This is a genomic window from Nonomuraea mangrovi (genome assembly GCF_042681425.1).
Classification (GTDB): Bacteria; Actinomycetota; Actinomycetes; order Streptosporangiales; family Streptosporangiaceae; genus Nonomuraea; species Nonomuraea mangrovi.
In genome coordinates, this window is sequence record NZ_JBHUFV010000010.1 from 1 (window position 1) to 9,411 (window position 9,411).

The following is a 9,411-nucleotide window of genomic DNA, read 5'->3' on the forward strand; positions in this document are numbered from 1 at the left end:
ATTCACGGCTGCCACGCTTGTGAGCAGGTCAAACTCGTACACCACTTCCGTGGACGCAACCCGGCCGTCCCGGTGACTGAAGCGGCGGACGCCCAGCCTTGAGCGCCTCACGTGCTCTTCCCTGCGCCACAACATCCTCCTGCGATCAAGGTGTTGCGACGATCAGTTGAATCCGCCCTCCTCGATCGGCAACATCCCGCCGCAGGAGTACGAAGCCCTCTACTACGCTCAACGCCAGCCCAACGAGACCGTTGGAATCAACCCCTGAGCTCTCCATCAAAGTCGGGGCGGTTCATTCCGCGCTGACGACCGCGAACCCGAGGAGGTCTGGGAGAAGGGGCTCGAACCCAATCCCACGGGCTGGTCACGTCCTCTGCGTGTCGTCCACACTTCACTGTGGCTCAGCTGGCGCGGGTGGGGTCCGGCGTACTTGTCGAGCAGGACGTGGGCGCGGTCGTAGCCGAGGCGGGCGCGGTTGGTGTGCGGGCACGTGTCAGCGGCGGTGGTGCAGCGGGCGGGCATCGGTGATCCTCGCCATCGAAGTTCGCCTTCCGGTCAGATCGAAGGGATGGCCCGCGCTCCGGAAAGGACACGGGTCATGATCGTCGCACTATTTCCGGCGCATGGGAGAACTCGTTCTCTACCGAGAACCTGCACGCGCATGTGAGTCCTCAGCAGGCTTACCTGTTGGCCAAGAAGTAGGCCGACATCTCCATGGACGCCTCGATGACGCGGTAGGAAGGCTTGTGCCAGGTGGTCTGCTCGCCATGGCTGCGTGGCTTCTTCGCGTGGTTGCGCGGCGGTTGCCGGCGAGCCTGCGCGGGCTTGTTCTGCTCGTTCATGATCTCTTCCTTGTTTCGGCGGATGCCTCTGCGGTCGCAGCCCGGCGCCGGTTGAGGATTAACCGCTGTACGGCACCGCCAAGATCGCTCCGGTGTTGGCCAGGTTGGTGGTGGGTGCTCCGCGCAGGTCCCTCGTGATCCCGGCGGAGTCAACGGCGATGTACAGGGTCTTGCCGTCAGGATTCAAGGCCGTGTCACGGTAGCGGTTGACGGTTCGATATAGCTTGTCCTTGATCTGGCCGTCGCTGGATGCCCGGTAGACGATGCCTTCCTTGAGCATGGTGATCACCAAGTCGTCGCCTGCGACTTCCAAGCTTGACGGCGCCAAAGTAGGCCAGCACATGTAGGCGGACTTCGGGTCGGTGCACGTCGGTGTGAGGCCGAAGTTGTAGCCGGTCTTGACGGTCGTGCCATAGGTCGACAGCGGCTTCTGGAAGGCTTTGGTGAAGGCGCTCTCCTTGGTCTGTGGCACTTGCGAGGGGATCTTGTTGGGGTCGTAGGGGAGGCTGGCGCAGTCGGGCGCCTGGGCCCAGGCGCCGTAGACGTAGGCCTGGTCGTCCTTGTATCCGGCGATATCGGGCCAGCCGTAGTTCTTGCCGGCCTCTACCTTGTTGATTTCGTCGTCGGTGCTCGGCCCCTGATCGGCCACGAACAGCTGGCCATCCTTGAAGGCCATCCCGTCGGGATTACGGAAGCCGTAGGCGTAGACATGGCTGCGCGCCCCATTGATCACGGGATTGTCGCCCGGGACCGAGCCGTCGGGCGCGATCCGCAGCACCTTGCCCTGGTAGGTCACCCAATCCCGCTTGGCGACCTGGTCGACGGTGGGCAGTGTCTGCGCGTGATTGAGGTGGCAGTGACGAGTTTCGTAGTTGTTGCCCTGGTCGCCGATCGTGTAGTACAGCATGCCGTCCGGCCCATAACGCAGGCGAGCAGACTGGTGATCGTTGCTGGACGGCAGTTCGGTGAGGATGTCATGGGCGTCGGCCAGCTTGCCGTCGGCCCAGGTGTAACGAGCGAGCTTGGTCTTGTTCTCGTCCCGGCCCTTGTAGGTGTAGGACAGGTACACGTAGTCAGTGCCCTTTCCCTTACCGAAGTCAGGATGCAAGGCCAGGCCCAACACCCCGTCTTTGCCCATCGGGCTGTGGATCGCCTGGCCGGACAGATCCAGCACGGTACTCACCGTGCCGGTGTCCGGCTTGACCCGGTTAACCTTCAGTCCGCTCTTCTCCGTGAACCACAGGTGACCATCGGGACCCATGATCAGCTCATACGGATCCTTCAAGCCTGCGGCGACGACCGTCGGCTCGGGCCCGGGGCTAGCGCCGGAGCCCGGCACTGGACTGACCACAATTGCCGCCGCGGTTGCCCCTGCGGCGAAGACCTGCAGTATTCCGTCCATGCTGCACTTGTGCCCGTAGCGGGCTACAAAGCAACGCATAAGCGGATATGGCGGGCGATTTTGGGGTGTCTTTAACGCACGTGCCACTAGCCCCAAACGCTGATGATCTAAAGGTTGACCTCCACCTGAGGAGGCGGGACTGTAAGAAGAACGGCTCTGGCACGAATATGCAGACGCCGGCCGTGCCGCGGGCGGCCGGATCGACGTCGCGGGCCGGCGTTGCAAGGCGCCGCGAGCGGCCTGGCGCCATTCGTTGATCGCCACGACGGGGATCGCGGCTTCGTAACGCACGGCGAGCTTGTCATCGCGAGTGGCTCCAGCGCGATGGGGTTTGAGCCGGTTGATGCCGCACTCGACGGCGTGGCAGATGCCGTTGCTCTGTTTCACCGGGGAGTAGCCTCAAAAGAGAGGCCAGGTCGACCGTCGACCTCACACCAAATCGTCCGCTGACAGGACCCGGGTGACGCGCACGACTGCGTAGAAGGGGGAGTCCGATGGGAAGCGCCTCCACGGTGGTGCAGGAGATGCTCGACGCTTTCGGCAAGCGGGACTTCAGTCGGCTACGGGAGCTCTGCCATCCCGAGTACACCAGCATCACCGGCGACGGAGCCGAACGGCGCGGTGCAGACGTCGCCGTCGAGCTTGCCGAGATGTTCACGAACGCGTTCCCCGACCTGTCCTTCGACGTGCGAGGCCGGTACGAGCAGGGCGGCGTCGTCGTGACGGAGCTCACATTCCGCGGCACGCACCTGGCCGACTTCCGCGACATTCCTGCCACGGGTCGCAAGATCGAGGTGTGCTCCTGCAATGTGGTCGAGGTGCGTGACGGCAAGATCTATCGGGAGCGGGACTACTACGACATGCTCACCGTCTTGCACCAGCTCGGAGTCCCCGCGGGGTAACGGAGAGCACCGCCTCACAGCAGGTTCGTCAGACGCGCCAGAGAGGGAGACCTGGTTGACGGTGCGGCCGGTGTCCCAGATGGCCGCCACGATGACTGTCCTCCGGCACGCTGCGGCGCCTCACGTTGTTGATCCGACCTGACACGATCCTGCCCCGGCATCGTGATCTGCTGCGGCGCCGGCACGCCGCAGCCAGTGCTCATCGGCGGTGGGGACACCCACGCACCGTCCGATCCATCCGCGTCCTGGTGCTGCTGCCGGTTCGGGAGAACTCCTCGTGGGGCTACCGGCGGATCCACGGCGAACTGGCCGCGCTCGGCATCAAGATCGCCGCCTCCACGGTCTGGGAGATCCTCAAAGCCCACGGCATCGGCCCCTCTCCAGAACGGGGAGCACACCACCTGGTCCGATTTCTTACGCAGTCAGGCCGATGCGCTGCTGGCCTGCGACTTCTTCGAGGTCCGCACGCTGATGGGGGCGCGACTGTACGTCTTGGCGGTCATCGAGCACGCCATCCGCCGGGTGCGGATCCTCGGTGTCGCTGCGCACCCGACGGGGGAGTGGGTCATCCAGCTCCGGCCGTAGCCTCGTCATTGACCTGCAGGACGCGAGCACCGCAGCGAGACTCCTCATCCGTGACCGAGATGCCAAGTTCACCGCGGCTTTCGACGCCGTGCTGGCAACGAACACCGGCCTCATCGGGCTCTGACAGGCTGCTCCGGTTCGACCACTCGTTGATCCCGGCATCGACTCGGCCTCGATTGCCTTGTTGGATCTCCGCCGACGTGATCGGCTCGGAGGTGTACTGAAGGAGTACCGACACGCGGCTTGACCTAGTCGGATGATTAATCGGCACCCGCAGGGCTGAACCGTGCGGCGTTCTTGCTCCAGGCGTGCGGTCGCAGCGGGGGGCATATGTGCGTAAAGTTGGATAAGTAAGAAAAGTCGTACTTGGCTCACCGGAGGGTGGGGCGCATGGCAGGGAAGATGATCGAGGGGCCGGACGGCCGGTACATCGTGGGGACCGTGAAGATCGGCGAGAAGGGGCAAATCGTCATTCCGAAGGATGCGCGGGACCTGCTCGGCCTCCAGCCGGGCGACACCCTGCTCGTGCTCGTGGACCGCAAACAGGGCATCGCGCTGGTCGACAACGAGAGGTTCCGGAACTTCGCAACAGGTGTCCTCGCCGTGCAGGAAGAGGCGCACACCGATCCCGGCCAGGAGACGGACCAGTGACCGGCTACCGAAACCCGTTCGAGGGGCAGCGTGAACCGTTGCCACCCGAGCTGGCCAGGGCCGGCTTCCGCCAGGAGTTCGCCGAGTTCGACGGCGTCCTCATCAACTGCGTCCGCGGTCCCGAAGCAGGCGTGCCCGTCCTCCTCATCCCTGGCCAGATGAGCTTGTGGAGCAGTTACCGCCAGGTCATGCCGAAGCTCGCGCGACGGTTCACGGTGTACGCCATCGATCTCCGAGGGCACGGGAACTCCTCCTGGACGCCCGGGGACTATTCATGGGACTCCGCGGGCACGGACGTGGCGCGCTTCGTGCGGCAGGTCGTCGGCAGACCCGCGATTGTCAGCGGGAACTCCTCCGGCGGCATCCTCGCCCTGTGGTGTGCCTCCCACGTCCCTGAACAGGTCGCAGCGATCGTACTGGAGGACCCGCCGATCTTCTCGGCCGAGATGCCGCGCTTCCGCGACCGGGACCGCTGGGTCTACAACAGTCTCGCCCACTACGTACAGGTGCTTGGTGATCTCGATCATCAGCGTCTGGCCGACATCTATCGCCAGGAAATCCCTGTAGCCGAGTCCAAGACCATCCGGATGCCGGATCGATTCATCGACTTCCTCGACCGCCTGGTGACCCGTTACCAACGGCAGCACCCCGGCCGCCCGGCCAGTCTCGGCGTTCGGTGGTTACCACGATCCCTGAACGAGCTGATCCGGGCCGCATCGATGTTCGACCCCGACTTCGCCAGGGCGTTCGTCGACGGCCGCTTCTACGGCAGCCTCTCGCACGAGGCCGCCCTACGGACGACGACCGCCCCCGTCCTGCTGCTGCACGCCAATTGGAACCGGTACGACAGGTACGGACTCGTCGGTGCCATGGACGATGACGATGCTGGCCGGGTACGCGAGCTCGCCCCTCAGACCGTCTATCGCCGAATCGACGCCAAGCATGTCATCCACGACGACAAGCCCCGGGAGTTCATCGCTGCCGTGACCGATTTCGTCGACACCCTGCCGTCCTTGAAACAATCTCATCCCATGAGATAGAGCTCGCTCTTGCCTCCACGATCAGGCTGCGCTCGCACAGGTGGATGGGGGCTGCCGCGGACTCGGCGCCCTCCAGCGAGACTGGAGGCGGGGCGAGCGCCGAGGTTCTTGCCGCCGCTCTGGCCGAGCACGCATCGGTCACTCCGTGTCGCCGGCACTCCGGAAGGCGCGGCGGTAGGCGGAGGGCGTGGTGCCGAGGACCTTCGTGAAGTGCCGGCGCAGGCCGTTCTGATCTGTCGACTGGACCTTGCTGGTCTGCCCGCCCCTGGAGCGTCCGATGAGGACGGCCTTCAGCCGGAGTTTCCGCCGGCGCCGGATGTGCCGCCGCTCTTCCCTCTCGGGATCGTCTTCGGTGTCCCGGCCGGTTCGCCGAGGCCGCCCCCTTTGACCTGGTCTTCTCCTGCTCGGCCGCCTTCGCCAGAGCGGCGAGGCCGTCCTGGTCCAGGCGCATCCCGGCAGCGTCGTGATGGGCCCGGGCGGTGGTGGAGTCGATACCGACCAGGGACAGGTCCGCGTCACGCAGCACGATCTACCGGTCCAAGCCCCGACGCGAAGGTGAACTGCCCCTATCGCTGTGATGGATCACCCCAGCGTCTGGCCGGCGCTGATGGATCGCCATCGCCAGCGCGTCGGTCACCAGCTCGGTGCGCATGTGATCGGCCATCGCCCAGCCCACGATCCGCCTGGAGAACACATCCAGCACCACCGCCAGGTAGACGAAGCCCTGCCAGGTCGGCACGTACGTGATGTCGGCGGTCCAGACGCGGTTCGGCTCGGCCGTGGTGAACTGACGCTGAACCAGGTCGGAGGCAGCCGCAACCTGCCGGTCGGAGACGGTGGTGCGACAGCCCTTGCGCCTGCTCACCCCGGCCAGCCCGGCGGCGCGCATCAGCCGGGCCACCCGCTTGCGGCCCACCCGGACACCGTCGATCTCCCGCAGATCAACATGGATGCGCGGCGCCCCATAGATCTCATCGGAGGCCGATCGAAGATTCGCTTGGAGGTGTGCCGCTGTTTGCGGGGAGCGTCAAGGTCGGCCCGCAGCATCTGATCGATAGCGGTCTTGAACGAGTCCAGCACCGACTTTCGCGGCGCCATCTTCTTGCGCGGCGTCGACCAAGCCGACTTCAGTGCGTCCCGGACCGTTCTGCGGTGCACCTTGTACTTGAGCGCGAGAGCTCGGACCGACAGGTGCTCCATCCGAGCATCCCGCCGGATCGCCGCATACAGCTCCACCTTGGTCTTCGGCATCACCCGAACCCCGCAACGTCACGCGCATCTCGAGAGTCTCACGGCTGCTGGAGGGGTGGGGCCAAAACTCGCCGAACACATACCCGCGCCCATGGGGTGGGGCCAGAAGACCTTGGTAGGTGGGGCCTCTTCTCGTCCTTCAAATCAGACGGTGGTGAAGACCCCGCCGCGCACGCCGCGGGCCAACTGCTAGGCCGAGCGGTGGGTACGCACCGTACGGGCCGAGTGCACCGACCGCATGCTGATCTACAACGAACGGCACCTGCGGTCGGTGCTGGCCGAGTATGCCGATCACTTCAACGGCCATCGGCCGCGCCAGTCCCGCGCGCAGCAGCCACCCGATCACGACGAGCAGACCGTGATGCCGCTGGAAGGATGGATCGAACGCCGGAAGGTGCTCGGCGGGCTGATCAACGAGTATCACCGAGCCGCGTAGCCGCTTCGGAGAAATCCCAGCTCAAGCCCTGCATGATGGATTTTGAAGCAGCACAGGAACTGCGATAGCTGGGGCTGCTGTGCAGCACCAGATTCCTGCAGCGGGAGGTTCAGCTTCTACCGGACATGGCGGTGAGTCGTCTGGGATCTAGCACCACGATGATGCCGGGCTCGATACGGATGGCGCCTGCCTCGGCGAGGACTCGCAGAGCGCGGTTAACCGTGACCCGCGACAGACCGATCTCCTCGCCGAGTCCTTGTTGCGCCCCTGGCAGCGTGATCCGGCTCCCTTGTTCGCGCATGGACTCGGCGACCCAGCCTGCGATCTGGACGACCGGCTGCGGCGCGGCGCGGCGGACATGGGCCCGCCGGTCACGGTTCACCTGCCCCGACAGATGGCGCAGTACGTGGTCGCGTAGCGTCGGCACTTCGTCGATGAGACCTCGAAGGAGGCTTGCTGGCAGGAAGCGAACCCGGCAGGCGGCCGAGGCGGTCCAGGTGGCCGTGTGCGCTCCGCCGTCCAGCACCGAGGCTTTGTCGATCACGCAGGGCCCTGTCACCGTCGCGAATCGAACCCTTGAGCCGTCGCCGGTGTCGTAAGTGGCAGACAGGGTCCCCCGCTCAAGAATGACCAGATGCTGAGCCGGGTCACCGAAATGCGCGACAGTGGCGCCCGCGGGGATTTCCCGCGGCGGGCACTGCTCGGCGAGCCAGTCGAGGCGCGCATCCTCGAGCATTGAGAACAGAGGTACCGCCGCCAGTTTCCCCTTGTCCACATCTGGGAGAGTATCTCGCGATACAGCGGCGCGGGCGAGGAGTCCGTACCGTTCCCTCCGTGATCTGCGTAGAACTGTCCTTTACCAACGACCGCGCGCGTCTGGCGGCGCGGCCCGCTCACCGGGAACGGTTGCGCGCCCTGCACGAGCAGGGCGCTCTGCTTCTGGCCGGCCCGTGGGAGGACGACTCGGGAGCGTTGTTGGTATTCACCGTCGACCGTGCGCGGGTGGATCGGATCATGGCCGAGGACCCGTACTACTCCACGTCGGGCGTCGACGTGGTCTCGCTGCGCGTGTGGTGCCCCATTCTGAAGCCTGAACATGGTTGAAAAGAACTGATCTGGTGATATCCGCAGGTCTTCTGGCAATGCCGGTGATTGTCGTGGTGGCGGCTTTCGCTCAGGGGGTCACAGGGTTTGGGTTCGCACTGGTCGCTGCGCCCTTGCTCGCGGTGGTCGCGGGCCCCAAGGAGTCGGTGGTGGCTCTGTGCTTGATCGCCCTGCCGATCAACGCCTGGTCGTCGCTACGTCACCGCCGGGTGGCTTGCCGCGATGTCGCTGTCCGGATGGTGGGGGCTGCCGCGGCAGTTGCGCCAGTCGGTGTGTGGTTGCTATCGGTGCTGAGTGACCGGGTCATGCAGGGGGTGATCGGGGTCGTGGTCCTCTGCCTGACGGTGACAATGATCAAGGGCATCAGGGTCAGCAGTCATGGAGGTCTCCTCGATCTGCTCGGCGGTGCCTGTGCAGGAATCCTGTCGACGAGCACAGGAACGAACGGGCCTCCGCTGGTGATCGCCATGCAGATACAAGGCATTTCCGGGCCTCGACTGCGAGCGACTCTCGCGTGGGTGTTCTTCGCCAGCGGGCTCGTCAGCCTGGCCCTGCTCAACGCTGCCGGGTCCGTGAATACGGAGTCCCTGATCAGTGCCGGCATCGGCTGGCCGTTCGCCTTCGTTGGCCGTCAGCTCGGCGAGCGAGTAGCTGGACTACTGGCCCCTCGTTGCGGCGAAGGTTTCGTGGCCATCCTGCTGTTCGCCAGTGCTGCCACCGCGATCGTCACTGCGATGAAGAGTTGAGGGGTGTCTGGCTGAGATGGGGGTCGGCGCAGATTGGAGAACGCTGGGCCCGGCGACCGAAGGATCCACCGCCAGGAAATGGCGGCAACAAGCCCTGATGAATGCAACAGGAGTAACCATGACCACCCTCATCACCGGCGGCCGCGGCAAGGTCGGTCAGGCGATCATCAAAGCCTCCATTCCACTGGCCTCTCCGTCCGCGCCGCCAGCGCCAAGCCCGACGAGCTGACCGTCCCGGCCGGTGCCGAGATCGTCCTGTTCTGCCGGCGCACTGTGGACGCCGCCCATATCATCCCGGATCGCGAGGTCCGAGGTGTCGCGGCGGTGTCCAGTGGGATGGCGTTGTGCAAGATTCACCACGCTGTTGGGACAGTCGCGTCTCAGTCGGTCTGAGGTGCCAAACAGATTCCGGACAGTCGGCTACATAAGCTGACAGAAGTCTGGAAGAGGTA

The 9,411-nt window shown here is 65.1% G+C and carries 10 protein-coding genes and 2 pseudogenes; 6 read left to right on the forward strand and 6 right to left on the reverse strand.

The features are described from left to right. Positions 1-680 precede the first annotated feature (680 nt). Together ACFSKW_RS06595 and ACFSKW_RS06600 are read right to left on the reverse strand one after the other, a co-directional pair. Positions 681-842, reverse strand: coding sequence for a hypothetical protein (locus ACFSKW_RS06595; RefSeq protein ID WP_379570235.1), 162 nt, complete (start codon positions 840-842; stop codon positions 681-683). Between the two features lie 58 nt (positions 843-900). Continuing rightward, positions 901-2,244, reverse strand: coding sequence for a glucose/sorbosone family PQQ-dependent dehydrogenase (locus tag ACFSKW_RS06600; protein WP_379570237.1), 1,344 nt, complete (start codon positions 2,242-2,244; stop codon positions 901-903). 494 nt (positions 2,245-2,738) lie between these two features. Here ACFSKW_RS06600 and ACFSKW_RS06605 point away from each other — a divergent pair, with 494 nt between their 5' ends. The 3 genes from ACFSKW_RS06605 (at position 2,739) to ACFSKW_RS06615 (ending at position 5,422) form a co-directional block, all read left to right on the forward strand. After that, entirely contained in the window at positions 2,739-3,146 is a 408-nt protein-coding gene (locus ACFSKW_RS06605) for an ester cyclase (RefSeq protein WP_379570239.1), read from the forward strand. A gap of 975 nt (positions 3,147-4,121) precedes the next feature. Next, positions 4,122-4,382 carry an AbrB/MazE/SpoVT family DNA-binding domain-containing protein gene (locus ACFSKW_RS06610; protein ID WP_379570241.1) on the forward strand — a complete coding sequence of 87 codons (261 nt, stop codon included), beginning with the start codon at positions 4,122-4,124 and terminating at the stop codon, positions 4,380-4,382. Positions 4,383-4,420: 38 nt separating this feature from the next. Beyond that, entirely contained in the window at positions 4,421-5,422 is a 1,002-nt protein-coding gene (locus ACFSKW_RS06615) for an alpha/beta fold hydrolase (RefSeq protein WP_379570243.1), read from the forward strand. Positions 5,423-5,665: 243 nt separating this feature from the next. Here ACFSKW_RS06615 and ACFSKW_RS06620 read toward each other — a convergent pair. The 3 genes and pseudogenes from ACFSKW_RS06620 to ACFSKW_RS06630 form a co-directional block, all read right to left on the reverse strand. Further along, positions 5,666-5,933 (reverse strand): annotated as a pseudogene (locus ACFSKW_RS06620) (hypothetical protein); the annotation flags it as partial. An 18-nt stretch (positions 5,934-5,951) separates the two neighbouring features. Next, positions 5,952-6,392, reverse strand: a complete 441-nt coding sequence (locus ACFSKW_RS06625; RefSeq protein WP_379570253.1) for an IS3 family transposase — start codon at positions 6,390-6,392, stop codon at positions 5,952-5,954. Continuing rightward, complete coding sequence (locus ACFSKW_RS06630; protein ID WP_379570245.1) at positions 6,311-6,673, reverse strand: hypothetical protein; 363 nt, start codon at positions 6,671-6,673, stop codon at positions 6,311-6,313. Before ACFSKW_RS06630 ends, ACFSKW_RS06625 begins: the two co-directional genes overlap by 82 nt. A 205-nt stretch (positions 6,674-6,878) precedes the next feature. Here ACFSKW_RS06630 and ACFSKW_RS06635 point away from each other — a divergent pair. After that, positions 6,879-7,109, forward strand: a pseudogene (locus ACFSKW_RS06635) (integrase core domain-containing protein); the annotation flags it as partial. Between the two features lie 109 nt (positions 7,110-7,218). Here ACFSKW_RS06635 and ACFSKW_RS06640 read toward each other — a convergent pair. Continuing rightward, on the reverse strand, positions 7,219-7,884 hold the full coding sequence (locus ACFSKW_RS06640; protein WP_379570247.1) for a Crp/Fnr family transcriptional regulator: 666 nt from the start codon (positions 7,882-7,884) through the stop codon (positions 7,219-7,221). Positions 7,885-7,943: 59 nt separating this feature from the next. Here ACFSKW_RS06640 and ACFSKW_RS06645 point away from each other — a divergent pair, with 59 nt between their 5' ends. Both ACFSKW_RS06645 and ACFSKW_RS06650 read left to right on the forward strand, forming a co-directional pair. After that, the gene (locus ACFSKW_RS06645) at positions 7,944-8,213 is read left to right on the forward strand and encodes a YciI family protein (RefSeq protein ID WP_379570249.1); all 270 of its coding nucleotides are present in this window, start codon (positions 7,944-7,946) and stop codon (positions 8,211-8,213) included. A 38-nt stretch (positions 8,214-8,251) separates the two neighbouring features. Continuing rightward, a complete protein-coding gene (locus ACFSKW_RS06650) occupies positions 8,252-8,959 on the forward strand; it encodes a sulfite exporter TauE/SafE family protein (RefSeq protein WP_379570251.1) in 708 nt (235 codons plus the stop codon). Positions 8,960-9,411: the final 452 nt, after the last annotated feature.

What these genes read in the sequence shown, in the direction of transcription:
- ACFSKW_RS06595 (WP_379570235.1), bottom strand. Translation starts at nt 842, where the DNA reads ATGAACGAGCAGAACAAGCCCGCGCAGGCTCGCCGGCAACCGCCGCGC.
- ACFSKW_RS06600 (WP_379570237.1), bottom strand. Translation starts at nt 2,244, where the DNA reads ATGGACGGAATACTGCAGGTCTTCGCCGCAGGGGCAACCGCGGCGGCA.
- ACFSKW_RS06605 (WP_379570239.1), top strand. Translation starts at nt 2,739, where the DNA reads ATGGGAAGCGCCTCCACGGTGGTGCAGGAGATGCTCGACGCTTTCGGC.
- ACFSKW_RS06610 (WP_379570241.1), top strand. Translation starts at nt 4,122, where the DNA reads ATGGCAGGGAAGATGATCGAGGGGCCGGACGGCCGGTACATCGTGGGG.
- ACFSKW_RS06630 (WP_379570245.1), bottom strand. Translation starts at nt 6,673, where the DNA reads ATGCCGAAGACCAAGGTGGAGCTGTATGCGGCGATCCGGCGGGATGCT.
- ACFSKW_RS06650 (WP_379570251.1), top strand. Translation starts at nt 8,252, where the DNA reads ATGCCGGTGATTGTCGTGGTGGCGGCTTTCGCTCAGGGGGTCACAGGG.